Origin of the sequence: Pseudomonas fluorescens (assembly GCF_902498065.1) — a bacterium.
GTDB lineage: Bacteria > Pseudomonadota > Gammaproteobacteria > Pseudomonadales > Pseudomonadaceae > Aquipseudomonas > Aquipseudomonas fluorescens_BJ.
The window spans coordinates 61539-87273 of record NZ_CABVIR010000009.1 but is presented as its reverse complement, the minus strand read 5'-3'; the positions used below and the strand labels follow the sequence as shown (position 1 = coordinate 87273).

The 25735-nt window shown below is 60.6% G+C and carries 23 protein-coding genes; 7 read left to right on the top strand and 16 right to left on the bottom strand.

Annotation, left to right across the window (positions count from 1 at the left end):
• Positions 1 to 148: 148 nt before the first annotated feature.
• The 9 genes from hflC to F8N43_RS25615 all read right to left on the bottom strand — a co-directional run bounded on the left by hflC (position 149) and on the right by F8N43_RS25615 (position 10217).
• A complete protein-coding gene (hflC, locus tag F8N43_RS25655; RefSeq protein WP_017336255.1) occupies positions 149 to 1018 on the bottom strand; it encodes a protease modulator HflC in 870 nt (289 codons plus the stop codon).
• On the bottom strand, positions 1018 to 2190 hold the full coding sequence (gene hflK / locus F8N43_RS25650; RefSeq protein WP_150632414.1) for an FtsH protease activity modulator HflK: 1173 nt from the start codon (positions 2188 to 2190) through the stop codon (positions 1018 to 1020). Before hflK ends, hflC begins: the two co-directional genes overlap by 1 nt.
• Positions 2191 to 2286: 96 nt before the next feature.
• On the bottom strand, positions 2287 to 3588 hold the full coding sequence (hflX, locus tag F8N43_RS25645; RefSeq protein ID WP_150632413.1) for a ribosome rescue GTPase HflX: 1302 nt from the start codon (positions 3586 to 3588) through the stop codon (positions 2287 to 2289).
• Between the two features lie 12 nt (positions 3589 to 3600).
• Positions 3601 to 3861: an RNA chaperone Hfq gene (gene hfq / locus F8N43_RS25640; protein WP_007902656.1), complete on the bottom strand. Its 261-nt coding sequence runs from the start codon at positions 3859 to 3861 to the stop codon at positions 3601 to 3603.
• 95 nt (positions 3862 to 3956) lie between these two features.
• Positions 3957 to 4928, bottom strand: coding sequence for a tRNA (adenosine(37)-N6)-dimethylallyltransferase MiaA (gene miaA / locus F8N43_RS25635; protein WP_150654536.1), 972 nt, complete (start codon positions 4926 to 4928; stop codon positions 3957 to 3959).
• Entirely contained in the window at positions 4928 to 6835 is a 1908-nt protein-coding gene (gene mutL / locus F8N43_RS25630) for a DNA mismatch repair endonuclease MutL (protein ID WP_150639571.1), read from the bottom strand. The genes miaA and mutL overlap by 1 nt, the downstream gene beginning before the upstream one ends.
• Complete coding sequence (locus F8N43_RS25625) at positions 6832 to 8211, bottom strand: N-acetylmuramoyl-L-alanine amidase (RefSeq protein ID WP_412071024.1); 1380 nt, start codon at positions 8209 to 8211, stop codon at positions 6832 to 6834. The genes mutL and F8N43_RS25625 overlap by 4 nt, the downstream gene beginning before the upstream one ends.
• A gap of 48 nt (positions 8212 to 8259) precedes the next feature.
• A complete protein-coding gene (tsaE, locus tag F8N43_RS25620; protein WP_150632409.1) occupies positions 8260 to 8730 on the bottom strand; it encodes a tRNA (adenosine(37)-N6)-threonylcarbamoyltransferase complex ATPase subunit type 1 TsaE in 471 nt (156 codons plus the stop codon).
• Positions 8718 to 10217, bottom strand: coding sequence for an NAD(P)H-hydrate dehydratase (locus tag F8N43_RS25615; RefSeq protein WP_150654535.1), 1500 nt, complete (start codon positions 10215 to 10217; stop codon positions 8718 to 8720). Before F8N43_RS25615 ends, tsaE begins: the two co-directional genes overlap by 13 nt.
• 63 nt (positions 10218 to 10280) lie before the next feature.
• Between F8N43_RS25615 and queG the strand changes: the two genes are divergently transcribed.
• Positions 10281 to 11360 carry a tRNA epoxyqueuosine(34) reductase QueG gene (gene queG / locus F8N43_RS25610; protein ID WP_150654534.1) on the top strand — a complete coding sequence of 360 codons (1080 nt, stop codon included), beginning with the start codon at positions 10281 to 10283 and terminating at the stop codon, positions 11358 to 11360.
• On the opposite strand, the gene F8N43_RS25605 is transcribed toward queG, so the two are convergent.
• Both F8N43_RS25605 and orn read right to left on the bottom strand, forming a co-directional pair.
• Positions 11342 to 11953 (bottom strand): trimeric intracellular cation channel family protein, encoded by a 612-nt coding sequence (locus F8N43_RS25605; protein WP_150632406.1) that lies wholly within the window; start codon positions 11951 to 11953, stop codon positions 11342 to 11344. The genes queG and F8N43_RS25605 overlap by 19 nt on opposite strands.
• A 201-nt stretch (positions 11954 to 12154) precedes the next feature.
• Entirely contained in the window at positions 12155 to 12697 is a 543-nt protein-coding gene (orn, locus tag F8N43_RS25600) for an oligoribonuclease (protein WP_150632405.1), read from the bottom strand.
• A gap of 107 nt (positions 12698 to 12804) precedes the next feature.
• Here orn and rsgA point away from each other — a divergent pair, with 107 nt between their 5' ends.
• Entirely contained in the window at positions 12805 to 13836 is a 1032-nt protein-coding gene (gene rsgA / locus F8N43_RS25595) for a small ribosomal subunit biogenesis GTPase RsgA (protein ID WP_150632404.1), read from the top strand.
• A 93-nt stretch (positions 13837 to 13929) separates the two neighbouring features.
• Here rsgA and motB read toward each other — a convergent pair whose 3' ends face one another.
• Both motB and motA read right to left on the bottom strand, forming a co-directional pair.
• Entirely contained in the window at positions 13930 to 14949 is a 1020-nt protein-coding gene (gene motB, locus F8N43_RS25590; protein WP_150632403.1) for a flagellar motor protein MotB, read from the bottom strand.
• Positions 14950 to 14952: 3 nt separating this feature from the next.
• Positions 14953 to 15804, bottom strand: a complete 852-nt coding sequence (gene motA / locus F8N43_RS25585; RefSeq protein WP_150639567.1) for a flagellar motor stator protein MotA — start codon at positions 15802 to 15804, stop codon at positions 14953 to 14955.
• Between the two features lie 166 nt (positions 15805 to 15970).
• Between motA and F8N43_RS25580 the strand changes: the two genes are divergently transcribed.
• From F8N43_RS25580 to asd, 3 genes are read left to right on the top strand one after another with little or no spacing between them, the layout of a single operon-like run.
• Positions 15971 to 17509, top strand: a complete 1539-nt coding sequence (locus tag F8N43_RS25580) for an HDOD domain-containing protein (RefSeq protein ID WP_150639566.1) — start codon at positions 15971 to 15973, stop codon at positions 17507 to 17509.
• A gap of 39 nt (positions 17510 to 17548) precedes the next feature.
• The gene (locus tag F8N43_RS25575; RefSeq protein ID WP_150632400.1) at positions 17549 to 18364 is read left to right on the top strand and encodes a rhodanese-like domain-containing protein; all 816 of its coding nucleotides are present in this window, start codon (positions 17549 to 17551) and stop codon (positions 18362 to 18364) included.
• An 18-nt stretch (positions 18365 to 18382) separates the two neighbouring features.
• Complete coding sequence (gene asd, locus F8N43_RS25570; RefSeq protein ID WP_008040415.1) at positions 18383 to 19243, top strand: archaetidylserine decarboxylase; 861 nt, start codon at positions 18383 to 18385, stop codon at positions 19241 to 19243.
• A gap of 57 nt (positions 19244 to 19300) precedes the next feature.
• Here the strand turns inward: asd and F8N43_RS25565 are convergent, their stop codons facing one another.
• On the bottom strand, positions 19301 to 19702 hold the full coding sequence (locus tag F8N43_RS25565; RefSeq protein WP_150632399.1) for a lectin OAA: 402 nt from the start codon (positions 19700 to 19702) through the stop codon (positions 19301 to 19303).
• Positions 19703 to 19931: 229 nt separating this feature from the next.
• Between F8N43_RS25565 and F8N43_RS25560 the strand changes: the two genes are divergently transcribed.
• Positions 19932 to 21719, top strand: coding sequence for a molecular chaperone (locus F8N43_RS25560; RefSeq protein WP_150632398.1), 1788 nt, complete (start codon positions 19932 to 19934; stop codon positions 21717 to 21719).
• Between the two features lie 144 nt (positions 21720 to 21863).
• On the opposite strand, the gene serB is transcribed toward F8N43_RS25560, so the two are convergent.
• The gene (serB, locus tag F8N43_RS25555; RefSeq protein ID WP_150632397.1) at positions 21864 to 23078 is read right to left on the bottom strand and encodes a phosphoserine phosphatase SerB; all 1215 of its coding nucleotides are present in this window, start codon (positions 23076 to 23078) and stop codon (positions 21864 to 21866) included.
• Positions 23079 to 23213: 135 nt separating this feature from the next.
• Between serB and F8N43_RS25550 the strand changes: the two genes are divergently transcribed.
• Complete coding sequence (locus F8N43_RS25550; RefSeq protein WP_150654533.1) at positions 23214 to 24725, top strand: AhpA/YtjB family protein; 1512 nt, start codon at positions 23214 to 23216, stop codon at positions 24723 to 24725.
• Positions 24726 to 24957: 232 nt separating this feature from the next.
• Here the strand turns inward: F8N43_RS25550 and F8N43_RS25545 are convergent, their stop codons facing one another.
• Positions 24958 to 25671 carry a membrane integrity-associated transporter subunit PqiC gene (locus F8N43_RS25545; RefSeq protein ID WP_150632395.1) on the bottom strand — a complete coding sequence of 238 codons (714 nt, stop codon included), beginning with the start codon at positions 25669 to 25671 and terminating at the stop codon, positions 24958 to 24960.
• Positions 25672 to 25735: the final 64 nt, after the last annotated feature.

Below are 25735 nucleotides of genomic sequence, written 5' to 3'. Positions count from 1 at the left end.
GCGCCTGCCTAAACAACAGCAATCAAACGTGCAGACGCAAAAAAGCCGGGAATTTCCCGGCTGCCGCATCATACACACGTTTTCCCAAAGGATCACCCCGCCCGAGGCTTTAGCCGCCAGGCGGGGGATGATTCAGGTTAACGTCGTATCAAGGCTTGGCTTTTTCCAGGTAACGGAAGAAGTCACTGCTTGGGTCCAGGACCATGACGTCGGATTTGTTCGCGAAGCTTTCACGGTAGGCGCGCAGGCTACGGTAGAAACCGTAGAACTCCTGATCCTGGCCGTAGGCCTTGGAGTAGATCGCAGCGGCCTGGGCATCACCATCACCGCGAACCTCTTCGGATTCACGATAAGCTTCAGCCAGCAGCACGCGGCGTTGACGATCGGCGTCGGCACGAATGCCTTCTGCCAACTCGTTACCCTTGGCGCGGTGCTCGCGAGCTTCACGCTCACGCTCGGAACTCATGCGTTCGAACACACTGCGGTTCACTTCTTTCGGCAAGTCGATGGCCTTGACCCGAACATCGACCACTTCGATGCCCAGCTCTTTTTCCGCCATCGTGTTCAACGAAGCAGTGATATCGGACATCAACGCGTCACGCTCACCAGAAACCACTTCATGAAGCGTGCGTTTACCAAACTGGTCACGCAGGCCCGACTCCAGACGACGGGAAAGACGCTCGTCAGCGATCTGCTTGAGACCGGAAGTTGCGGTGTAGAAGCGCTCCGCGTCCTTCACCCGCCACTTGGCGTAGGCATCGACCATGACCGCTTTCTTTTCCAGCGTCAGGAAGCGTTGTGTCGGTGCATCCAACGTCATCAGACGCGCGTCGAATTTACGCACCTGGTTAACGTAAGGCACTTTCACATGCAGGCCCGGCTGAACATCGGCCTGAACCACACGACCAAATTGCAGCAACACCGCACGCTCGGTCTGAGCCACGATGTAGAAGCAGTTCCAGGCTGCGATCGCTACAACGACGACGACAATAAGGGTGATCAGCGATTTATTGCTCATCAGCGACTCTCCCTGGTACGTGCTGGCTGTTGCTGCAGATCAGCTGCCGCACGTGCATTCGCTTCATTGCTCGTGGCTGCCGCGCCAGTCACCGGAGTGCTGGTGTTGCGACCACTTTCGACCATCTTGTCCAGCGGCAAGTACAGCAGATTGCTCTGGCCATTCTTGTTGCCGGTCACGAGAACCTTGCTGGTATTGCTGAAGACTTCCTGCATGGTGTCCAGATACAGACGCTCACGGGTCACTTCAGGGGCCTTGCGATACTCGCTGACCAGTTTGGTGAAGCGATCGGCCTCACCCTTGGCGCGCGAGACGGTTTCATCGCGGTAACCATTTGCATCTTCAAGGATGCGCTGGGCCTGGCCACGGGCTTCCGGCACGACGCCGTTAGCGTAGGTTTCAGCCTGGTTGCGCGAACGCTGCTCGTCTTCCCGAGCGCGAATCACGTCATCGAAAGCTTCCTGCACTTCACGCGGCGCCGCTGCGTTCTGTACGTTGACCTGAGTGACGGTGATACCGGTGCGATAGGTATCCATGAAGCGTTGCAGACGCTCCTTGATCTCGCTGGCCATCAACTCACGACCTTCGGTCAGTACCTGGTCCATCGCGGTGGAACCCACCACATGGCGCAAGGCACTTTCGGTCGCGTGCTGAAGGCTGATTTCCGGCTGGTCTACGCTCAGCACGAAGTCCTGCAGGTTGCTGATCTTGTACTGCACGGTCAGCGGCACTTCGACGATGTTTTCGTCTTCAGTCAGCATTTGACCCTGCTTGGTGTACGCACGCTCACGCGTGACGTTTTCCAGGTACTTGCGATCGATCGGCGGGAAATAGATGTTCAGACCCGGGCCGACGGTTTCGTAGTACTTGCCGAAGCGCAGCACCACGGCTTGCTCCTGCTCGTCGACCACGTAGACCGCGCTGTACAGCCACACGGCCGCCAACACGACCAGGCCGATGCCGAGCAGACCGCCGAAGCCGCCACTCTTGCCCGAACCACCGCCGTCATCACCGCGTTTCTTACCACCACCGAACAACCCGTTCAGGCTTTCCTGCAGCTTTCGGAAGGCCTCGTCGAGATCCGGTGGCCCCTTGCGGTCGCCGTTATTGCGGCGTTTGCCACCCCAAGGATCCTGATTATTCGAGTTGCCACCCGGCTCATTCCAAGCCATAGCGCTCTCCATCTGATAAAGCAAAGACGCACCCACGGCGCGCCGACCAATGCTACAGAATGCCTGTCACCACGGCACAACCGCTTTCTCAGGCTTTTATTGCAAAGTGTGTTGCTCGATGAACTCTGTCGGCACAACGCCTTCACGGCTGACCAGCCGATTGAGCTCCGAACGGGGTAATCGAACGGCCAGCAAGCTGACACCTTCTTCGTCGTGTTCTTCTTTCTGCACCGCTCCGAGTTCGAAGAACTGCGCACGCAGTCGAGCGAATCGTTGCGGCAAGCGCAAGGTACCGATAAACAACTCACTGCCCAGCAACTCGGCAATAGCTTGCTCAAGCAATTCCAGACCACTGCCATCACGCGCCGAAAGCCAGACCCGTTGAGGCTTGCCGTTTTCGTCACGCTGGATTTGCGGCTCAACGCCTTCAAGCAAATCGAGTTTGTTATAGACCTCGAGGATCGGCAAGTCCTGGGCACCAATCTCGCCCAGCACCACCATCACCTGCTCGATCTGCAACATGCGATCCGGTTCGGCCGCATCGATCACGTGCAACAGCAGGTCGGAGTTGCTCGACTCTTCGAGGGTAGACCGAAATGCCTCGACCAGCTTGTGGGGCAAGTGGCGAATGAAACCCACAGTATCAGCCAGGACAATCGGCCCCAGGTCGTCCAGTTCCAGACGGCGCAAGGTCGGGTCCAGCGTGGCAAACAACTGGTCAGCCGCGTACACGTCGGATTTCGTCAAGTTATTGAAGAGCGTGGATTTACCGGCGTTGGTATACCCCACCAAAGACACGGTAGGGATATCCGCACGCGTACGACCACGTCGCGACTGTTCACGCTGGCTGCGCACTTTTTCCAGCCGGCCCTTGATCTGTCGCAGGCGAACCCGCAGCAAGCGGCGGTCTGTTTCCAGTTGCGTTTCACCCGGGCCACGCATGCCGATACCGCCACCTTGACGCTCAAGGTGAGTCCAGCCACGAACCAGCCGCGTGCTCATGTGGTCAAGCTGAGCCAGTTCTACCTGGAGCTTGCCTTCATGGGTACGGGCGCGCTGGGCGAAAATATCGAGAATCAGACCGGTGCGATCGATCACGCGACACTCGAAAACTCGTTCGAGGTTACGTTCCTGACTGGGTGTGAGGATGTGATTGAAGATCACCAGATCTGCCTTTTCGGCATGAACCAGGTCGCGTAGTTCCTCGACCTTGCCGCTACCGATCAGGAATTTGGCGGTTGGCCGATGACGCGGCACGTTAAAAAACGCAACGGTCTCGGCGCCGGCCGAATTAGCCAACTCCTGAAACTCCTGCGGATCTTCGCGCGCCTCAGGGTCCTGTCCATCCAAGTGAACGAGGATCACTCGCTCACCACCACCGTGGCGCTCAAAGAACAAAGGAGACTCCTATCAGGCGTTACCTGGCTCAGCGTCACCTGCTTCGGATTCGGTTGCGCTAGGCAGACGAATTGGACGAACCGGCACCACTGTAGAGATAGCGTGTTTGTAAACCATCTGGCTGACGGTGTTTTTCAGCAGGATAACGAACTGGTCGAAAGACTCGATCGTGCCTTGCAGTTTGATCCCGTTGACCAGGTAGATGGACACCCCAACTTTCTCTTTACGTAAAGTATTCAAGTAAGGGTCTTGTAGCGAATGCCCTTTTGACATGTGCCGCACTCCTTTAAGGATTCAATATAAAAAAATAGGTAAACAGATGGCTTGTGGCCGTCACACCCCCAAGGATAGACGGCAATTGCAAGGACTCAGCTCAATATGGAGATGGTCCCCAGGTATTTCAAGGCGCGCGGCAGATTGTCGCAATCCAGGCTGTCCAACCAGTGTAAATCAGCCCAGCTGCGCAGCCAGGTGAACTGACGCTTCGCCAATTGGCGCGTGGCAATGATTCCACGCTCCTGCATCTCGGCTTGCGTCAGCTTGCCATCCAGGTAGTCCCAGACTTGTCGGTAGCCTACTGCGCGTATAGACGGCAACCCGGAATGCAGGTCACTTCGCATACGCAGGGCTACGACCTCGTCGATGAATCCCTGTTCCAACATTAAAGTGAATCTTTGTTTAATTCGCTCGTGCAGTACCTGACGATTTGCCGGAGCAATGGCCAAGTTCGCGACAGTATAGGGCAATTGTTGCAGTCCCGAAGCGGCTGCTTCAGTACTTTGCGCAGATTGTCTCAGCCTGAGAGCGGTCATGCTCTGACCGCTGACACGATAAACTTCCAACGCTCGACTGAGTCGCTGCGGATCGTTCGGGTGAATACGCGCCGCCGATTCCGGGTCGATGACTGCCAATTGGTCGTGCAGGGCTTGCCAGCCAAGGCGTGCAGCTTCTTCTTCGATCTGCGCACGGACGTCCTGATCGGCCGCCGGCATGTCCGCCAGACCTTCGACCAAAGCCTTGTAATAGAGCATTGTGCCGCCCACCAGCAGCGGAATTTTGCCCCGTGCGGTGATGTCGGCCATGGCTTCAAGGGCGTCACGACGGAAGTCCGCAGCCGAATAGCTCTCCGCCGGGTCGAGAATATCGATCAGACGGTGGGGGAATTCGGCCAGAATCTCTTTTGACGGCTTGGCGGTGCCGATGTCCATACCGCGATAGACCAACGCCGAATCGACGCTGATCAGCTCGCAAGGCAGGACTTTGGTCAGTTCGATGGCCAGGTCGGTCTTGCCCGCTGCGGTCGGGCCCATCAGGAAAATCGCAGGAGGGAGCTGGCTCATCAACGACCGCGCAGGAACAGTTTGTCCAGATCGTCCAGGCCCAATTGGGTCCAGGTCGGTCGGCCATGGTTGCATTGACCGCTGCGCTCGGTGTTCTCCATATCACGCAGCAGACCGTTCATTTCCGGCAGGGCCAGACGTCGATTGGCCCGAATTGCGCCGTGGCAGGCCATGGTGCCGAGCAATTCGTTCAGGTGTGCCTGAATCCGGTCGCTGGTGCCGTATTCCATCAGATCGGCCAGGACGTCGCTGACCAACCGATTGGCTTCCGCTTGCTTGAGCAAGGCAGGGATCTGCCGAATGGCCAGTGTTTCCGGACCGAGACGCTGAAGTTCAAAGCCCAGACGCTGGAACCACGCGACGTTTTCTTCGGCGCAATCGCCTTCGCGCTCGCTCACGGCCAAGGATTCCGGAACCAACAGCGGCTGACCGCTCAGGCCTTCGCTGGCCATGGCGACTTTCAGGCGTTCGTACATGATCCGCTCGTGGGCGGCGTGCATGTCCACCAAAACCAAGCCTTGAGCGTTTTCTGAAAGAATGTAGATGCCTTTGAGCTGCGCCAGCGCATAACCCAGCGGGGGAATATCGTCCTGACCGGCCGGAAGCGGGACCGCGTTGGCTTCTGGCAACGGCGCAAAAAACTCACGGTAGGCAGCCTGGGCTTCAGCCGCAGGCACACCGGACTGCGGACGCGGCGTGTATTGGTACTGAAAACCGGCGCCCGCGCCCGAGCCAGCCGTGTTGAGCGAGGGTTGTGCCTGAGGCTGTTCCAGCAACGCATTGGCCGCCAGACGCATTTCGCCCTGCGGACCGAACTCGCCAGCCTCGATGCCGCTCGGCCGAACAATGGCTGTCGCCACTGGCGCTGCCAAATGGTCATCCGGCCGCACGTCGCCCAAGGCGCGGTGCAAGGTGCCATAGAGGAAATCGTGGACCATGCGCCCGTCACGGAAGCGCACTTCGTGTTTGGTCGGGTGCACGTTGACATCGACACCGGCCGGATCGACTTCGAAAAACAGCACGAAGGTCGGATGCCGACCATTGAACAACACGTCGCGATAGGCCTGGCGCACCGCGTGGGCCACCAGTTTGTCGCGCACGGCACGGCCATTCACAAAGAAATACTGCAAGTCCGCCTGGCTGCGGTTGAACGTTGGCAAGCCAACCCAACCCCACAAATGCAGGCCATTGCGCTCGATTTCGATCGGCAACGCCTGCTCGAGGAAACCTGAACCGCAGATGGCCGCCACACGCCGGGCGCGGGCCGCGTCATCATGGGCTTCATGCAGGCTGAGGATGGTCTTGCCGTTATGACGCAGGTGAAACGCCACATCAAAACGCGCCAACGCCAGGCGCTTGATCACTTCCTGCAGGTGATCGAATTCGGTTTTTTCGGTTTTGAGAAACTTGCGCCGCGCCGGGGTGTTGAAAAACAGGTCGCGCACTTCCACCGAGGTGCCCACCGGATGAGCCGCCGGTTGCACGCGGGGCGCCATGTCCCGGCCTTCGGTCTCAACCTGCCAGGCCTGATCGGCATCGCGGGTTCGGGACGTCAGGGTCAGGCGCGCCACGGAACTGATCGAGGCCAGTGCCTCACCGCGAAACCCGAGGCTCATGACCTGTTCGAGATCTTCCAGGTTGCGGATCTTGCTGGTGGCGTGACGGGCCAGGGCCAACGGCAGGTCGTCGGCAGAAATGCCGCTGCCATCGTCGCGAACCCGCAGCAGCTTGACGCCGCCCTGCTCGACATCGACATCGATGCGTTTGGCGCCGGAGTCGAGGCTGTTTTCCAGCAACTCCTTGATCACCGATGCCGGGCGCTCTACCACCTCGCCGGCGGCAATCTGGTTCGCCAGTCGCGGGCTGAGCAGCTCGATGCGAGCGCTGTTGGTCACGGCCTGATTCATTCTTTGGACGCCAGTTCGGTGCCGGGAATGGTCAGGGTCTGACCGATTTTCAACTCGTCACTTTTCAGGTTGTTGGCGCTGCGCAAGGTGGCCGGGGACACTTGATAACGCACGGCGATCATCGCCAGGGTTTCCCCCGGGTTTACCCGGTGATCACGCGGCCCTTGGGCGATTTTGCCGGAATCGCGCAGCCAGGCGATGTAAGTGCCCGGTGGTGGATTCTGCTGGAAGAACTGGCGCACGCCGCTGCTGATCGAACGAGCCAGCGCTTGCTGGTGGTTGGCCGCCGCGAGTTTCGAGGCTTCGTTGGCGTTGGAGATGAACCCGGTTTCCACCAGGATCGACGGGATATCCGGCGACTTCAACACCATGAACCCGGCTTGTTCCACACGCTGCTTGTGTAGCGGCGTGACGCGGCCGATGTTGCTTAAAACTTTCTGGCCGACGTTCAGGCTGGAGGTCAGGGAAGCGGTCATCGACAAGTCGAGCAGCACGCCCGCGAGCATGCGGTCCTTGTCGTCGAGGCTGACGTTGCCGGCGCCACCAATCAAGTCGGAGCGGTTTTCACTGTCGGCCAGCCAACGGGCGGTTTCCGACGTGGCGCCGCGATCAGACAGGGCAAACACCGATGCACCGAACGCAGCGGCCGAAGGCGCGGCATCGGCGTGGATCGAAACGAAGAGGTCGGCGCCTTTTTTGCGGGCGATCTCGGTACGACCACGCAACGGAATGAAGTAGTCGCCGGTGCGGGTCAGCTCGGCGCGGAAGCCTTTCATGCCGTTGACCTGACGCTGCAATTCACGAGCGATGGCCAGCACCACGTCTTTTTCACGCTGACCGCGAGAGCCCGAGGCGCCCGGGTCTTCGCCGCCGTGGCCAGCGTCGATCACGACAATGATGTCGCGCTTGCCGGCCGGTGCGGGCGGCAGCTTGACCGGAGGGTCGACCGGGGTGACAGGCACCGGGGCGACGGTGGCAACGTTGGTCGGCGCGGGGATTGGCGCGGCGTCGGCGGCGTTATCGAACAGATCGACCACCAGACGGTTGCCGTACTGGGCATTCGGCGCCAGGGTGAAGCTTTTCGGCGTAACGGCTTTTTTCAGGTCGATGACCACCCGCAGGTCAGTCGGCGTGCGTTGGGCCGAGCGCATGGCGGTGATCGGGGTGTTGGCGGTGGAGACGTTCAACGGCGCACCGAGGGTCGCGCCGTTGATGTCGATCACCAGTCGGTCCGGGGCTGTCAGGGTGAAAACGCTGTGTTGCACCGGCCCGGTCAGGTCGAACACCAACCGTGTGTTGTCCGGCGCCCGCCACAGACGAACGCTGTTGACCTTCGATTCGGCCACAGCATTGACGGTCACCGCCAAAAACAACATCCCTACGGCAGCTACCATCGCGCGAAAGCGCATACCAGACCCCATCATTTAATTGGTTTCCAATGCCAAAGCGGCACACCACGACTCGCCACGCGAGCCCTGGGACAAAATTTTCAGCGAACGCCCGCTGTCTTGCGGGCTAATGGTAATGGTCAGGTCAGGCTTTGGCAAAAAGCCTGCACCTTTATCGGGCCACTCGATCAGGCACAAGGCATCGTCTTCGAAGTAATCGCGGATGCCGAGGTACTCCAGTTCTTCAGGGTCGACCAAACGATAGAGATCAAAATGGAAGGCGCGGACCTCACCGATCTCGTAGGGTTCTACCAGGGTGAACGTCGGACTTTTTACCGCGCCCACATGCCCCAGGCCTCGGATGATGCCCCGGGACAACGTGGTTTTCCCCGCCCCCAGATCCCCTTCCAGAAAAATCAGACCGTGCCCTTCGGTGGTTTTCGCGATGCGGGCGCCAAACGCGGTCATCGCCTCTTCATCAGCCAGGTACAGGGTTACTTCAGACACGGTGCTTGCTCCTCCAACAACTGACGAATGGCTGGTATCAGATCACTGGCCGCCAGCCCACGGCCCGATTTACCTTGTTGCGTGCCGGCATTGGCATGCAGCCAAACTCCCAGGCAGGCCGCATCGAACGCGTCCATGCCCTGGGCCAGCAACGCACCGACCAGACCGGCCAACACATCGCCCAGACCGGCGGTGGCCATGGCCGGATGGCCCTGATGGCACACCGACAGGCGCCCATCGGGGCTGGCGATCAGGCTGCCGGCGCCTTTCAAAATCACTACAGCTGTGTATTTTTTGCTCAATGCGTGGACTGCAGCCGGTCGATCCGCCTGCACTTGGGCCGTGGACATTCCCAGCAACCGCGCCGCTTCACCCGGATGCGGCGTGATCACGCAGTCCTTGGGCAAGGTGACGAGTTCGCCCGCCAGCATATTCAACGCATCGGCGTCCCAGACTTGTGCAAGCGGCGCATTGGCCGCCGCCGACAATAGGCTTCGCCCCCATGAAGCCTGCCCCAAGCCCGGACCGACCACCAGCACGGAAACCTTTTGCAGCAATCCCATCAGCTGATTCGCCGACGAAGTGCCCAGCACCATCGCTTCGGGAATTCTCGCCAGTGCGGCCGGCACATGCTCGCTGCGAGTGGCCACCGACACCATGCCAGCGCCGCTGCGCAGCGCACTTTGCGCACTCAACAGAATCGCCCCGCCGAAGCCTCGATCACCGCCGATCAGCAATACGTGGCCGAATTTGCCTTTATGGGCCGTCGGCGTTCGTCCCGCCAGACGCGGCAAATTGCCAGCCGCCAGGCGTCGGGCACTGATGGCGACCCCGGTGAACGCCTCAGGCAGCGCTTGCAGATCATTGAAAACCAATTCGCCCACCACATCCGCCGCATCCCCCGTGAACAGACCGAGTTTCAGACCAATGAAGGTCACGGTCAGATCCGCCCGAACGGCCACGCCGAGCACACGCCCCGTATCGGCACACAGTCCCGAAGGAATATCTACCGCAGCCACCGGCCGGCCGCTGGCATTGATCGCCCCGATGACACTGGCGTAGGGCTCTCGCACCTCGCCCGTCAGACCGGTGCCCAGCAAGGCGTCCAACACGACACCGCGCAAATCGGATTGCGCGCTCCAGGCTTGAACGGCAACGCCTTCGGACAGGGCCTCGGCGTGGGCCAACCCGGCATCGCCCTGCAAACGCTGAGGATCACCCGCCGCCAATACGCGCACATGCCAGCCGGCACGCCGGGCCAACACCGCCACCAGATAGCCATCACCGGCGTTATTGCCTTGACCGGCGACTACCGTCAGCTCGTTGGCCGTCGGCCACTGTCGGACCAGCGCACGCCAGGTCGCCCGTGCCGCACGGTGCATCAATTCGAAGCCCGGCGTACCCGCCGCAATCAGGCTCGCATCGAGGGCTCGCACTTGTGCGGCGCTGTACAGCGCGTCGGGTAAATCATCTTTAGTGTGCGGCATGCGTCTTCGGGCTCCGATGTCTGGCAGAATTATACGCACCTCAGCTCCGGTTTCTCTCGCCTCATGCCTGCTATTACCACAGACCTGCCCGCCCTCGCCCAATCCATCAAGGACTGGGGCCGCGAGCTGGGCTTTCAGCAAGTCGGCATCAGCGGCCTGGACCTGGCCGAGCATGAACAGCACCTGGAGCGCTGGCTTGCGGCCGGCTACCACGGCGAAATGGACTACATGGGTGCCCACGGCACTAAACGCTCACATCCGGAGGAGCTGGTGCCCGGCACGCTTCGGGTGGTGTCCCTGCGCATGGATTACCTGCCGGGTGATACCGAAATGGCCAAACGACTCGCCCAACCGGGAAAAGCCTACGTGTCGCGTTATGCCTTGGGCCGCGATTACCACAAATTGATCCGTAAACGTGTGCAACAACTGGCAGAAAAGATTCAGGCGGTCATCGGCCCGTTCGGCTACCGCGCGTTTGTCGACAGTGCGCCGGTGCTGGAAAAAGCCATTGCGGAACAGGCGGGCCTTGGATGGATCGGTAAAAACACCCTGGTCTTGAATCGCAAGGCCGGCAGTTATTTCTTCCTCAGTGAGCTGTTTGTCGACTTGCCGCTGCCCGTCGACCCGCCCCACAGCACCGAACATTGCGGCCGCTGCACCGCGTGCCTCGACATCTGCCCGACCAACGCCTTTGTCGGCCCTTATGTGCTGGATGCCCGACGCTGCATTTCCTACCTGACGATCGAACTGAAAAGCGCGATCCCCGAAGACTTGCGGCCATTGATCGGCAATCGGGTCTTCGGCTGCGACGACTGCCAGATCGTCTGCCCGTGGAACCGCTTCGCTCGCCCGTCCGGCGAAAGCGACTTCAAGCCACGGCACAACCTGGACAACGCCGAACTGGCTGAGTTGTTCATGTGGGATGAGGATCGGTTTCTGAGCAGCACTGAAGGCTCGCCGTTACGGCGTGCCGGTTACGAGCGCTGGTTGCGGAATCTGGCGGTGGGCCTGGGGAATGCGCCGTCGAGCATTCCGGTGCTGGAAGCGTTGAAGGCACGACGGGAATACCCGTCGGAATTGGTTCGCGAGCACGTCGAATGGGCGTTGAAGCAACACGCCGAACGTCAGGCTTCGTCGTTATAAACGAACTTGGGCATTTCCCAGTGGAAGCGGATCGCCAGCAAGCGCAGCAGGAAGCCGCCGAACAAGGTGATCAGAATCGCCTGCTCGCCCGGCACGTTCAGGTATAGGCACAACATGTAGCACCACGCCGCCGCGAACGACACGCTGGCGTAGAGCTCGCGACGGAAAATCAGCGGGATGTCGTTGCAGAAGATGTCACGCAGGATGCCGCCAAACACTCCAGTGATCACGCCGCTGACCGAGGCCACCAGCATGCCGTGGCCCATTTCCAGCGCGGTCATGCAGCCGATCAGGGTGAACGCCACCAGACCCACGGCGTCGAGCACCAGAAATAGCGAGCGCAGGTGACGCATCCAGCGTGCCGTGAAGACAGTGACCATCGCCGCAATCGAGGTCAGCACCAGGTATTCCGGGTGTTTGACCCAAGTCAGCGGGTAGTGACCGAGCAGCACGTCGCGCACCGAACCGCCGCCCAACGCTGTGATGCAGGCGATCAGCACCACGCCAAACCAGTCCATGCCGCGACGGCCGGCAGACAGTGCGCCAGTCATGGCTTCGGCGGTGATGGCGATCAGGTAAAGCATCAGCAACATGGTGGCAGTCCTTGCGGGAAGGCGCGCAGTCTAGCCATTTAGTCCCGGCACCAAAAGAGGGCATTGGAGAATCAACCCGACCATCAAGATTGACTGTGCGGACGCCATCGCGAGCAGGCTCGCTTCCACATTGGCCGGTAAACACAGGCCCATTGTGGGAGCGAGCCTGCTCGCGATGGGGCCGGACCAGGCACCTTCGAATCAGAACTTGATGAAATGCTTGCGGTAGTGCTGCAACTCGGCGATGGATTCGCGGATGTCGTCCAGCGCCAGGTGGGTGCTGCCCTTTTTGAAGCTGTCGCGCACGTCCGGCGCCCAGCGTGCAGCGAGTTCTTTCAGGGTCGAGACGTCGAGGTTGCGGTAGTGGAAATAGCTTTCCAGGGATTTCATGTGGGTATAAAGGAAGCGACGATCCTGACAGATGCTGTTGCCACAGATCGGCGACTTGCCCTTCGGCACCCATTTTTCCAGGAAGGCAATGGTCTCGGCTTCCGCTTCGGCCATGCTGATGCGGCTGTCGCGCACACGCTGGGTCAGGCCCGAGCCGCCGTGTTGACGGGTGTTCCACTCGTCCATGCCGGCGAGGATTTCATCGCTGTGGTGGATCGCGATCACCGGCCCTTCAGCCAAGGTGTTCAGATCACTGTCGGTGACGATGGTGGCCATCTCGATGATGACGTCGGTATCAGGGTTCAGACCGGTCATTTCCAGGTCGATCCAGATCAGATTCTGCGGGTTTAGCATGTGTCGGCTCCTAGGCAATGCTGCGCAGTTTAGCCTAGGGCGGCGCCCGGGCGTGCTAAACTCGCGGCCGTTTTACCTAATCGCTGCATTCTTGATACGGAACACCCATGGCCAAACGCCAACTCAATCGTCGTCAAAACTGGCGCATCGAAAAGATTCAGGGCGAACGCGCTGCCCGCGCCGCCAAACGCGAGTCCTCGGCTGTCGAGGCACTTGAGGGTGGCGACCTGGGCCCGGAACAGACCGGCTTGGTGATCGCGCACTTCGGTGTGCAGGTCGAAGTCGAAGCCCTCGATGGCGATTTGGCCGGCCAGGTGTTCCGCTGCCACTTGCGCGCTAACTTGCCAGCGCTGGTGACCGGCGATCAGGTGGTCTGGCGTGCCGGCAACCAGGGCATCGGGGTGATCGTGGCGCAACTGCCGCGCAAGACCGAACTCTGCCGCCCGGACAGCCGTGGCCAGCTCAAGCCTGTAGCCGCCAACGTCGACATGATCGTCATTGTCTTCGCGCCGTTGCCCGAGCCCCATGCAAATCTGATCGACCGCTACCTGGTCGCGGCGGAGCACGCCGGGATCCGGCCGTTGCTGCTGCTCAACAAATTCGACTTGATCGACGAGCAGAACGCCCCGGCGCTGAACGCCCTGCTCGCGGTTTACCGCACGCTGGGTTATCCGGTACTGGAAGTGTCGGCGCACCACGGCAATGGCATGGAGCAACTTCAGGAACAGCTGGACGGGCGCATCAGCGTGTTCGTCGGCCAGTCCGGTGTCGGCAAGTCGTCGCTGGTCAACAGCCTGCTGCCTGAGGTCGAAACTCGCGTCGGCCCGTTGTCCGAGCTGTCCGGCCAGGGCACTCACACCACGACGACTGCGCGCCTGTTCCACTTCCCCGGTGGCGGTGAGTTGATCGACTCCCCGGGTATACGCGAATTCGGCCTGGGCCACGTCAGCCGCGCCGATGTCGAAGCCGGCTTCATCGAGTTCAACGACCTGATCGGCACCTGCCGCTTCCGCGACTGCAAGCACGACCGCGAACCGGGTTGCGCCCTGCTCAAGGCGCTGGAAGAAGGCCGAGTGCAGCAGCAACGGATGAACAGCTATCGCTCGATCATCGCGAGTTTGCCGGAGAGCAGCTATTAAGTAGTCCTGATCATTTTCGTGACGCTACGAAAATGATCAGCAGCTTCCCGCAGAAATAAAAAAGCCGCGATCATCTCGCGGCTTTTTTGTGCGTCACTGCTTCGGCGGCTCACCCGGTTTCGGCGCCGGGTCATCAAACAGATTCAAACGCTCACGAAGCTCATGCGCCGGCAGCGGCTCTTTATCCGCCGGCAACGCGTTCGGGTCGGCCGGCACTTCACCCGGGCCACCCTGCCCCTGGGTCGGCTCTGGTGTTGGTTCCGCGCCTTGCGAACCTTCGATGGCACGCTGGGCTTTCTTGGTCAGCACGACAATGTCGATACGACGGTTGACCGGGTTGAGCGGGTTCTCGCGATCGAACAAAGCCGACGAGGCATAACCGACCACTCGTGCGATCTGCTGCTCCGGATAACTGCCCGCCACCAATGCACGACGTGCAGCGTTGGCCCGGTTGGCTGAAAGCTCCCAGTTACCGAAGTCCCCGCTGCCCGAGTAAGGCTTGGCATCGGTGTGGCCACTGATGCTGATCTTGTTCGGCACCGCTTTGATGGTGTCGGCCATGGCCAGCAGGATGTCTTCGAAATACGGTTTCAGACGTGCCGAGCCCGAGTCGAACATCGGCCGGTTTTCGGCGTCCACGATCTGGATGCGCAGGCCGTCCGGCGTGATCTCGAACAGAATCTGGTCCTTGAATTTCTTCAGCTGCGGGTTCTCTTCGACCTTGTTCTGCAATTCTTGCAGCAACAATTCGAGGCGTTCCTTCTCCACCATCTCGGCCATGCCTTCGACCTGTTCGGCGTCGACCGTCACCTTGTCCGGCTGCGGCTGGGATTTCACTTCGGGGTTGAGAGTGTTTTCCGGCGCCAGGGTCGGCGTACCGCCCAGGTCGATGATGTACGGCGTGCCGCTTTCGGAAAAGCCGACCGGGTCCTTGAAGTAACCGGCGATGGCGATCTTCTGTTCCGGTGTCGCGGTGGACAGCAGCCACAGCACCAGGAAGAACGCCATCATCGCCGTTGCGAAGTCGGCGAAGGCGATTTTCCAGGCGCCCCCGTGATGCCCGCCGGCGATGCGCTTGACGCGCTTGATGATTATCGGCTGATTGTTTTCCATGGCTTAACGACCGCGAACCGCTTGTTCCAGCTCAGCGAAGCTAGGACGGTGCGCCGGGTACAGAACCTTGCGCCCGAACTCCACCGCCAGCGATGGCGGCATGCCGGAAGCCGAAGCCACCAGCGAGGCCTTGATGGCTTCGTAGACGTTCAGTTCTTCCTTGGCATCGTGGGCCAGGGAGTGGGCCAGGGGACCGAAGAAACCGTACGCGGCGAGAATACCGAAGAAGGTACCGACCAGTGCCGCACCGACGTGCAGACCGATGGATTTCTGATCGCCTTCGCCCAGGGACGCCATGGTCACCACAATACCCAATACCGCCGCGACGATACCGAAACCGGGCATGGCGTCGGCGATGCCGTTCACCGCATGGGATGGGTGCTCCAGGTCTTCCTTGAGATTGTAGAGTTCCATGTCGAACAGGCCTTCCAGTTCATGGGGAGCCATGTTGCCGGAGGACATGATGCGCAGGTAATCGCAGATGAACGCGGTCATGCGCTCGTCCTTGAGCACCGACGGGTACTTGGCGAAGATGGGGCTCGCGGCGGCATCTTCGATGTCGCCTTCGATGGCCATCATGCCTTCGCGGCGACTCTTGTTGAGGATCTCGTAGATCAGCCCCAACACTTCAAGATAGTAGCCGTGATTGAACCGCGAACTGAACATGCTCAAGGACTTCTTGAGCACGTGCAGGGTCATGTAGCCGGGGTTGGCCTGGAGGAATGCGCCAAGGGCCGCGCCACCGATGATCAACACCTCGAAGGGTTGAACCAGAGCGGCAATCTTGCCGTGGGAGAGCACGTATCCGCCGAGCACGCTCGCGAATACGACGATGATGCCGATTATTTTAGCCATAGGTAGGAGAGCACTTACTGAGTCGGGTTCAAGGTCATATTCGGAAGTTAAAAAATCTCTTCTTCTACTTATCGGCAAAACTGCGCCAGACTATAGCCAGTTCAGGCGAAAAGCCAATTTGGCCCACTTCGGGCATAGGTAATGCAGACGATGATCGCGTCCAACCATGGCTAACGAAACGAACGTACCCATTCCAAAACCGAACACGCTCCAAGGCTGGGTAAAGCTTCTGGATGGTGTGCACCTGCCCGTTCCGCAAGCCAGTCATGACCGAGTCTGCAAGGCCATCGGCGACAACCGAAGCTCATTACGCGATATCGCCGAGCTGATGCAGGGCAGCCCCGCCTTGGCCTTGAGCGTGATTCGCGAAGCCAACCGGCACACCCACGGCAGCATGACCGAGCCTGCGGAAAACCTTGAGGTGGCGATCAATCGCCTCGGTTTGAAGCGCACCGAAGAACTGCTCGCCCGGCTGCCCGCGACACCGGAATCGGAAATTCCCGCAGCCCTGCGTCAGTTGCAGATGATCAGCCAGCACGCGACGCAACAAGCCAACGGCTTTTTCGCCGCTCGCCTGGCGCGGCTGTGGCAGGACATTCACTGGGGCAGCCTGCTGTTTTTATCGCCGTTCTGGCCATTGGCGTTGACCCATCCGCAGTTGCTTGAAGAATGGGAGCTGCGGGTCATCCATAAAGGCGAGTCCGCACGAAAAGTCGAGAAACAATTATTCGGCGTACGCCTGCTGGAAATCGGTCAGGCATTGGTGAGCATCTGGCACCTGCCGATCTGGGTGCAGCAGGGCTACAAGCTGTTACTCAATGAGCAACGGGAACTGGTGAAAGTCCTGCGTATCGCGCGCGACAGCGATCACCCATTGCGTCAGCAGAACCGTCTCGATGACGATCCGACGTTGCGTCGCTGGCTCAATCAGCCGGCCAACACGGTGTTGCTGGCCAACGGTCTGGCGCTGTCGGCACAGCAGGCCTGGGACTGTCCGCACAGTGAACGCTGGCAGTACCTGACCAGCCTTTACCTGCAAATCCCAATGGACGAGGTGCAGCAGCAATTGCACCAGCAAGCCGCCAACAGTGCACGCCAGCACGCCATGCCCGACCTCTGGCACCCGGCTGTTGCGCTGCTCTGGCCGTGGGGCATGCACCATGTTCACGCCGGTCTGCTGCCCGCCCCGGCGCCGACTGCCGAGGACCTGGCCCAGTGGCGCAAACAATGCGCCGAACTGCTGGTGGAACCGAGTCGCTTCACCAATGCCATGCATTTGACCAACTCGGCCCGTGATGCACTGGTCGCGTGCGGCATGCGACGGGTAATGATCCTGATGGCCGACCGCACGCATGCCAATCTGCGCGTGCACCAGATTGCCGGGCTGCCGAAAGAAACCGCTGGCCAGAATTTCGTGGTCAGCCAAAGCACCGTGCTGCAACGTCTACTTTCGCAACAAGCCCAGGTACGCCTGACACCGGCCAACAACGCGCAATTTTCGGCGCTGTTGCCGGCCAGCCTGCGTTCACAGTTCGGTGGTGAACACTTGCTGTTACGCTCGCTGATCAACAACGGCCGCGTGATCATGATCGTGGTGGCGGACCAGGGCGGCGGGCCGTTTTCGGAAATCACCGTGCAAGCCTTCGGCAAAACCGCGCAGTGCATCGAGAAAGCCCTGCACAGCTTTAGCCATCGCGGCCAATGACCCGCTACAATCCCCCCCTTTGTGCTCTGGAGACCTCACATGTCTGACTTCTCTGGTTTGCCGCTGGTGATCGAACCGAGCGACTTGCTCCCTCGCCTCGACGCCCGCGATCTGATTCTGGTGGACCTGACCAGCAGCGCCCGCTACGCCGAAGGGCATATTCCCGGTGCGCGCTTTGTCGATCCGAAACGCACGCAACTCGGCCAGCCACCTGCGCCGGGCCTGATGCCGCCGCAAGCGGCTCTTGAGGCGCTGTTCGGTGAGTTGGGCCACAACCCCGATGCGGTCTACGTCGTGTATGACGACGAAGGCGGCGGTTGGGCCGGGCGTTTTATCTGGCTGCTGGACGTCATCGGCCACAGCAAGTATCACTATGTCGACGGCGGTCTGACGGCGTGGCTGGCAGAAGGCTCGCCCATGTCGATCCAGATCCCTCCCGCGGTCGGCGGCCCGGTTGCGTTGACCCTGCACGACGAACCCACCGCCACCCGCGAATACTTGCAAAGCCGTCTCGGCGCCGCCGACCTGGCGATCTGGGACGCGCGCGGGCCGCTGGAGTACTCCGGCGAGAAAGTCCTGGCGGCCAAGGGCGGACACATCCCCGGCGCGGTCAATTTCGAGTGGACCGCGGGCATGGACCGGGCGCGCAACCTGCGCATCCGCACCGACATGCCACAGATCCTCGAACAACTCGGGATCAGCAAAGACAAAGAAGTGATTACCCACTGCCAGACTCACCACCGTTCTGGCTTCACCTATCTGGTGGCCAAGTCCCTCGGTTATCCGCGGGTCAAAGGCTACGCCGGCTCCTGGGGCGAATGGGGTAACCATCCCGATACGCCTGTAGAGATTTAAGGTTTTTAAGGACAGTTAATGAATAAGCGTTTGTTTATCCTCAGCCAATACCTGCTGCCCCACCACTTGCTCTCGCGACTGGCCGGCTGCATCGCCGAATGCCGCGTACGCTGGTTCAAGAATGCGTTCACCGCGTGGTTCGCCAAGCGTTATCAGGTGGACATGTCCCAGGCACTGGTCGAAGACCTGACGGCTTACGAGCACTTCAACGCGTTCTTCACCCGCGCGCTGAAAGACGGCGCTCGTCCGCTGGACGAAACCCCGGGCGCGATCCTCAGCCCGGCCGACGGCGCGGTCAGCCAGCTCGGGCCGATCGAACACGGTCGCGTGTTCCAGGCCAAGGGCCACAGTTTCAGCGTTCTGGAATTGCTGGGCGGTGACGCGGCCAACGCAGCGCCGTTCATGGGCGGGGATTTCGCGACCATTTACCTGTCGCCGAAGGACTACCACCGCGTGCACATGCCGCTGGCCGGCACCTTGCGCGAGATGGTCTACATTCCGGGCCGGATCTTCTCGGTCAACCAGACCACCGCTGAAAACGTTCCGGAATTGTTTGCCCGCAACGAACGTGTGGCGTGCATTTTCGACACCGAGCGCGGGCCGATGGCCGTGGTGCTGGTGGGCGCGATGATTGTGGCGTCGATCGAAACCGTGTGGGCGGGTTTGGTGACGCCACCGAAGCGCGAGCTGAAAACCTTCCGCTACGACGAAGCGGCTCGTGCGCCGATCCACCTGGAAAAAGGTGCGGAACTGGGTCGTTTCAAGCTGGGTTCGACGGCTGTTGTGCTGTTCGGGCCTGATCAAGTGCAGTGGGCTGAAGAGCTGGCGGCCGGTTCGCCGGTGCAGATGGGCCAGGGCATGGGCCTGCCAAAAGCCTGATCTCCTGATCCGAACCCCACGAACGTCTTCGTGGGGTCGGACATTTCGATGGTGCCGTTACTCTATCTGCCCGCGAAAGCCGATCGGTCCTTCGTTGGCGTAGGTATTGGTGCCACTGAGGTTTTTCCCTCCATCACTGGAGGTCACGCTCAACGCGACAACGTTCTGATTGTCCCGGCCTCCGATGACCCACTTGCCACCCGGATGCCATGGAGCGTCGTTGCCGCCCCACTGATTTTCAACGTTGTACTGGTTCTGGCCCGTGCGCTGAGCCTTGAAGCCAATGGGACCTTCACCCGAGTACGTCATGGTACCGGTGAAGCTCTTGCCGCCATCGCTCGACCTGATGTCGATGGCGACAACCTTCTGGTTGTCCCGCGCGCCTAACGTCCAGTCTCCGCCCGGATGCCAGGGTGCAGAACTACCGCCCCATTGATTTGCCACTACGTATCTAGACATAAACTTCATCTCCTTGAAGTTACGAGAGACCTGCCCGGCACAGGCAGCAGGCCGTACGACCGTGCGTATCCAGTCGCACGTCTGTCAGATTAGTAGCACACCCGAACCTCACTCGGCTGACAGACAAACGGTCGCCGCGCCTACCTGGGTAAGCGCGCACGTCCACAGGTTATTGCTGCTACAGTCAGGTCATTGACGGCCCATTTCCCGGCTGGAGTTTGTCCACGGCATGAATGAGACCAGTCCTCACCTCCTGCTCCGCGCCCCTGTCCCCGCACAGCTGCGTCTGTCGTTCTGTGAAGCCACCCCGCGCGACCTCAAGCGCTGGATTGCCAACCTGCCCAAAGCCAACATCGGCGAAACCGCTCGCCAGCTCTATCAAGGCTTGAGCGAACTGAACCAGTTGCTGACACCCAGCGACAATCGCCTGCAAATGCTCGAACTGTTAAGGCCCGAGGTGTATTACGTCTGCAAACACCTGGAGCGGCATTTCCTTCATCAGTCGATTGTCCTCGACGAGCGTTCACGCAAGATCGCCAACCTCTGCCAGGCGCTGCAAAGCCATTTGGCGATCGGCTACAAACAAATCGTCGTACGTATCACGCCACGCTTCAGCAAGGACCGCGCGCCGCTGCTGGCCCAGGCGCTGCAACGTGCGATGCATTGCCTTAACGGGCCGCTGACCCGCGCCACCCAACTCTATTGCCCGGTACCGGAAGGTGTGTGGCTGGAGTTGCATCAGCTGTACCGAATCGCCTGTGCCCATCGGCTGCAGCATCTGAACCTGCGCGATGATTTGGCGAGCCAGACGCAAAACCTGAGCATCGAACAGACTTACGTAGTCGCCCTGCTACTGGGCGCCGCACGTTGCAATCAACTGCGCCAGAACCAGATCGCGCGGCTCGCCGAAGTGCTGGAGCCGTGGAGCAAATGGGTCAAGCTGCAACCGCAAAGGCCGGCCGATGGATTATTCGCCGTCGCCCCGGAGCTCGATATCGGACCGCGTTATCGCTCGAAATTCCGTCCCGAACAACAGGAGAGCTTGCTGGGACTCGATCCGCAGCAGCTGGTCGCGGCCATCGAGGCCCATTTGCAAAAAACCGACAGCACGTCGCCACTCCCGGTGCCGGCGGGTCTGAGCCTGGATACGCTGCAACACTTGAGTGCCGCGTGGGGCCAGGCGGTCGAACGCAGCTTCCAGCGCACCGCCAGTCAGGGCAGCTTGACCTTGTGCGTGGGCATGAGCGCGCTGCACTTCTATCTGGGCGGGCAACGCCCGTTCAGCGAAATCCTGAAAAATCCCGGCGTCCGTCGTGCGCAGTTCACGGCGACGTCGCCCGCGCACCGGGAAAAAGACCAATGGAGCCATGCCTTCGACGCGGCGCCCCACGGCACTGCCGATGCGCTGCTGCCCTACGAAGAAATCGAATACCCGCAAATGCAGAATGACGACAGTCACGAAGCCTCCGACCGTAACCGCCACTTTCCGACCTACACCCTGTCCGTGATCAATCACAGCCCGGGCGGGTATTGCCTGGCCTGGCCCGGCGCAGTGCCGGCCGAGTTACAGGCTGGCGAGATGGTCGGCATCGAGGACACGGCGGGGGCAGGCTGGAGCATTGCCGTGGTGCGCTGGATTCGTCAGGTTCGCGGTGGCGGAACGCAAATGGGCCTCGAACAAGTCGCGCCTTACGCCGAACCTTGCGGCCTGCAACTGGTGCGCACCCGTGACGATCACAGTCACTACCTGCGCGGCCTGTTGTTGCCGGCCATCAGCGCGATAGATTTGCCGGCCACCCTGCTCGCCCCGCGACTGCCATTCCAGGAAGGCCACAAGGTGTTGATCAACACCAACGGTGACGAGCGCCGGGCCGGCCTGGATCGGCGGGTGGCGAGCACCAACAGCTTCAATCAGTTCGCCTATCGTTCGCTGGAGGTGGCCAGAAACGACAACGCCGCGGGGAGCGGCGTGGTGGGTATTGAGGAGGAATTTGATTCGTTGTGGAAGACGCTTTGAGGGTGAAACCTTAAGACCGCGGTGCCGCCATCGCGGGCTTGCCCGCTCCCACAGGGATCTCCATCGTGTACAAATTTTGTACTCGCAGGCGTCACTCTGGGAGCGGGCTTGCCCGCGACAGGGCCCGATCAGGCAGCCGAGATTTCAGAGCTGCCCGTCACGATCCCGAAAGCCCAGCAGGTACAGCACGCCATCCAGCCCCAGCGTGGAAATCGCCTGCTTCGCCGACTGCTTGACCAGCGGCTTGGCGCGGAACGCCACGCCCAACCCGGCAATCGCCAGCATCGGCAAATCATTGGCGCCGTCTCCGACCGCAATGGTCTGTTCCAGACGCAAACCTTCCTTGTGCGCCAGCTCCTTCAGCAGGTCCGCCTTGCGCTGGGCATCGACGATCGGTTCGACCGCCACGCCGGTAACCTTGCCATCGACCACTTCCAGTTCATTGGCGAACACGTAGTCGATGCCCAACTTGGCCTGCAATTGCTTGGCGAAGTAGGTGAAACCGCCCGACAGAATCGCGGTCTTGTAGCCCAGACGCTTGAGCTCGGCGAACAGGGTTTCGGCGCCTTCGGTCAGGCGCAGCGAAGCACCGATCGAGTCCAGCACGCTGACGTCCAGCCCTTTGAGCAAGGCCAGGCGTTCCTTGAAGCTGGCGCGGAAATCCAGTTCGCCGGCCATTGCCCGCTCGGTGATTTCAGACACCTGATCGCCCACGCCCGCCGCCTTGGCCAGCTCGTCGATCACCTCGGCTTCGATCAGCGTCGAGTCCATGTCAAACACCGCCAGGCGGCGATTACGGCGGAACAGCGAGTCTTCCTGGAAGGCGATGTCGACGTTCAATTCCTGGGCGACGCTGAGGAATTCCGCCCGCAGCGCTTGCGGATCAGCCGCTTCGCCGCGCACAGAAAACTCGATGCAGCCCTTGCCCTTGTCAGCCGGGGTGTCCAGCGGCATGCGCCCGGACAAACGATCGATGTGGTCGATGTTCAGGCCATATTTGGCGGTGATCGAGCTCACAGCCTGCAATTGCCCGGCAGTCACTTTGCGGGTCAATAGCGTCACGATGTGGCGCTTCTTGCCCTGATTGCCGACCCACTGCTGGTAATCTTCTTCGGACACCGGCGTGAAACGCACCTGCTGGTCAAGTTCATAGCCCTTGAACAGAATGTCCTTGAGCACCGACTGGCCTTGCTCGGTGCCAGGAATTTCAACCAGGATGCCGAACGACAGGGTGTCGTGGATCACCGCCTGACCGATGTCGAGAATGTTCACACCACCCTGGGCCAGAACACCGGTAATGGCCGCAGTCAGACCCGGACGGTCGACTCCCGTGATGTTTATCAGGACGATTTCGCGCAAGGCGCACCCCCGCAGGTGGAAAAAAACCGCATTCTACCCACTTTCAGTGACCATCGGGCACCGTGAGCGCTTTGCCGGTCTAGGGCCTGTCGCTATACTGCGCGTCAACTTCACGGACAAAAGAGCCGAGCTCAAGTGAACCGGCCCACGCCAGTAAAAACCGATAACTTCTTTCTGCTGATCTTCCGTGCACTGCGCCACCGCCGTGTACCGATTGCATTGCGCATCGCCAGCCATAACGTGATCCTGGTCGCTCTGGCCCTGGTGATCTACGCCTGCGTGATGGGTTTGCAGTTCAAGCAGGCCATGCACGAGCAGGCGGATGCCCTGGGCGAAAGCCTGACCACGCAGACCGCCACGTCCGCCACGGAGCTGTTGGTGTCCAATGACATCCTCAGCCTCAACGTGCTGCTCAATAACCTGACCAAGAACAAGCTGGTGGCCCACGCCGCCATCTACAGCGTGGATAACCGCATCCTCGCCGAAGCCGGTCAGCGTCCCAAGCACAGCCTGCTGGGCGAAGCCGAGGGCATGTACCAGAGCAAGATCACCTTCCAGGACGTGACCGCCGGGCAATTGCGCATCAGCCTGGACATGGATCAGTTCCAGCAACCGATGACCATCAGCCTGCAAAGCATGGGCATCTTGAGTGCGATTCTGTTGGCGCTGTCGCTGGCCCTGAGCCTGCGCCTGGGCCGACACATTTCCACGCCTCTGCTGCAATTGCGCGTGTGGCTGCGCAATATCGATGAATACACCCCGGCCACCGACCGCCAGGATGAAATCGGCGACCTGGCCCGCCAGCTGCACGCCAACTTCGCGCCGGAACCGGCCGAGCCTGAGCCAGAACCCGAGCTCGACGACGTTGATTACGACGAAGAAGCCGATCCGGCCTTCGAAGTGCGCAACCTGCGCGACCCGAGTTTCGATGAGACCAACCCCGTCGCCAGTCTGAAACCTGCGCCACGGCACATCGTCAGCACCGTCGAAGACGAGGATGACGATGCATTTGCCGATTTGCGCGACGAATCGACACCCGCGAAAGCAGTCGTCAGAGCGCCCGTATCGAACGTGCCGCAACACAGCGCGGTGCTGGCTGTGCAGCTCGGCGCTCAGGATCAACTGCGCCGCCTGCCCCGGGCGCGCCTGGAAGAACTGCTCAAACGCTATCGCGATTGCCTCGACCAGGCCGCTTCGCTCTATGAGGGCGAACTGCATAGCCTGAACGATGGCAGCACGCTGATGGTGTTTCACACCGAGGACAGCGGCGACGACTACCTGACCAACGCCATTTGCTGTGGCGAGCTGTTGCGGGCACTGGGCCATCAGTTGCAGATCGAAGTCGCGGACAGTGGCATCACCCTGCAATTGCAGCTGGGCCTGACCTTGGGCGATGAGCTGTTCGGTCTGAGCCAGATCGATCTCTTGCTCACCGAAACCGCCCAGGACGCCCTGGCCCTGTCGCAACACAGCCGCAATCTGCTGCTGGTGGAGCGCAAGATCGGTGACGACGCGCTGATTCGCCAGCGCGCGCGGATCCGTCCGATTGCCAGTCCTGAGGGCGCTTGTTGCGTGGAGCGGTTGATGGAGCCTTATCCATCGATGCTGGAGCGGCAACTGGCGCGGATGCATGAACGTCGGGCGTAAGTTTTAGCCCTGCTGTAAAAAAACCCGCAGACAAGAGATTGTCTGCGGGTTTTTTGTTGCCTGTTCTGGCCCCATCGCCAGCAGGCTGGCTCCCACAGGGGACATGTGTACGCCACAGATCCAATGTGGGAGCCAGCCTGCTGGCGATGGGGCCGGGACAGCCAATGAAGATCCAACCCGCAGAAACAGCAAAGCCCGCACATGGCGGGCTTTGCTGGGGATCAATCCAGGCTTAGAACCTGAACACTTCCATATCGGTACGGATCGGCGAAGCCATCGGGATCTTTGGCTGCTTTTCCTGTTCCGCCGCCGGTGCCGCGGGCTTGGACGCCGGCTTTTTTGGCGCTTCCGCAATCGGTGGCTGGTTAGCCAGCGGCTTGAGCGCTACCGACAGTTGCTCGGCGAGTTTCTGCAACAACACACCCTGTGCCTGAACTTGCGCCGCCGTACCGCCAGCGTGTTGTTCCTGCAGATGAATGATGCGGTTGTCGCGAACCTGGCCGCGGCGGTCGATCAAACGCCATTGTGCATCAAGGATCGCTGGCTGCGATTCACCCGAGTCCAGCCGTGTGATGGTCAGCAGAACCTGAACATCCGGCGTGAAGCCCACGGTTGCCGGCGCCAGCACCACACGCTGGCTGTCCAGATGACCCGCCACCTGACGCAGCAACAACTGATCGATGTCGGAAGAAAGGCTGCCAGCCCAGCGACCATCGGTTGAAGCCTGAAGGCTCCCGTCAGGCTGTCGCTGCAACAGCGTTTCACGTTGCAGGTAGTCGGCAACCGTTACCGGGCCAAGTAAAACCGCCATGCCCGCGCTTTGCGCAGGTTGAGCCGGACTTCCGCTGTCCAGCTGATACAGCGACACCGGTTGGTGAGTGCTGCATCCCGCCAGGCCAAGAACGCCGGCGAGCATCAAAATAAAAGGAAGGCGCAGAGCAGTCATCGTCCCATCCAGGTGGTTGCCACAAGGCTCACCACAGTGAAAATACTCAATAAATATGAAGAAC

Excerpts from the sequence above, each read along its gene's own strand:
- F8N43_RS25615 (WP_150654535.1), bottom strand. The coding sequence starts at position 10,217 with ATGCCGCACACTAAAGATGATTTACCCGACGCGCTGTACAGCGCCGCA.
- F8N43_RS25605 (WP_150632406.1), bottom strand. The coding sequence starts at position 11,953 with ATGTTGCTGATGCTTTACCTGATCGCCATCACCGCCGAAGCCATGACT.
- queG (WP_150654534.1), top strand. The coding sequence starts at position 10,281 with ATGCCTGCTATTACCACAGACCTGCCCGCCCTCGCCCAATCCATCAAG.
- F8N43_RS25625 (WP_412071024.1), bottom strand. The coding sequence starts at position 8,211 with ATGTTGTTTTTGGCGGTGACCGTCAATGCTGTGGCCGAATCGAAGGTC.
- rsgA (WP_150632404.1), top strand. The coding sequence starts at position 12,805 with ATGGCCAAACGCCAACTCAATCGTCGTCAAAACTGGCGCATCGAAAAG.
- motA (WP_150639567.1), bottom strand. The coding sequence starts at position 15,804 with ATGGCTAAAATAATCGGCATCATCGTCGTATTCGCGAGCGTGCTCGGC.
- F8N43_RS25545 (WP_150632395.1), bottom strand. The coding sequence starts at position 25,671 with ATGACTGCTCTGCGCCTTCCTTTTATTTTGATGCTCGCCGGCGTTCTT.
- hflK (WP_150632414.1), bottom strand. The coding sequence starts at position 2,190 with ATGGCTTGGAATGAGCCGGGTGGCAACTCGAATAATCAGGATCCTTGG.
- F8N43_RS25565 (WP_150632399.1), bottom strand. The coding sequence starts at position 19,702 with ATGTCTAGATACGTAGTGGCAAATCAATGGGGCGGTAGTTCTGCACCC.
- F8N43_RS25560 (WP_150632398.1), top strand. The coding sequence starts at position 19,932 with ATGAATGAGACCAGTCCTCACCTCCTGCTCCGCGCCCCTGTCCCCGCA.
- F8N43_RS25580 (WP_150639566.1), top strand. The coding sequence starts at position 15,971 with ATGGCTAACGAAACGAACGTACCCATTCCAAAACCGAACACGCTCCAA.
- mutL (WP_150639571.1), bottom strand. The coding sequence starts at position 6,835 with ATGAATCAGGCCGTGACCAACAGCGCTCGCATCGAGCTGCTCAGCCCG.
- F8N43_RS25575 (WP_150632400.1), top strand. The coding sequence starts at position 17,549 with ATGTCTGACTTCTCTGGTTTGCCGCTGGTGATCGAACCGAGCGACTTG.
- motB (WP_150632403.1), bottom strand. The coding sequence starts at position 14,949 with ATGGAAAACAATCAGCCGATAATCATCAAGCGCGTCAAGCGCATCGCC.
- miaA (WP_150654536.1), bottom strand. The coding sequence starts at position 4,928 with ATGAGCCAGCTCCCTCCTGCGATTTTCCTGATGGGCCCGACCGCAGCG.
- hflC (WP_017336255.1), bottom strand. The coding sequence starts at position 1,018 with ATGAGCAATAAATCGCTGATCACCCTTATTGTCGTCGTCGTTGTAGCG.
- hfq (WP_007902656.1), bottom strand. The coding sequence starts at position 3,861 with ATGTCAAAAGGGCATTCGCTACAAGACCCTTACTTGAATACTTTACGT.
- orn (WP_150632405.1), bottom strand. The coding sequence starts at position 12,697 with ATGCTAAACCCGCAGAATCTGATCTGGATCGACCTGGAAATGACCGGT.
- asd (WP_008040415.1), top strand. The coding sequence starts at position 18,383 with ATGAATAAGCGTTTGTTTATCCTCAGCCAATACCTGCTGCCCCACCAC.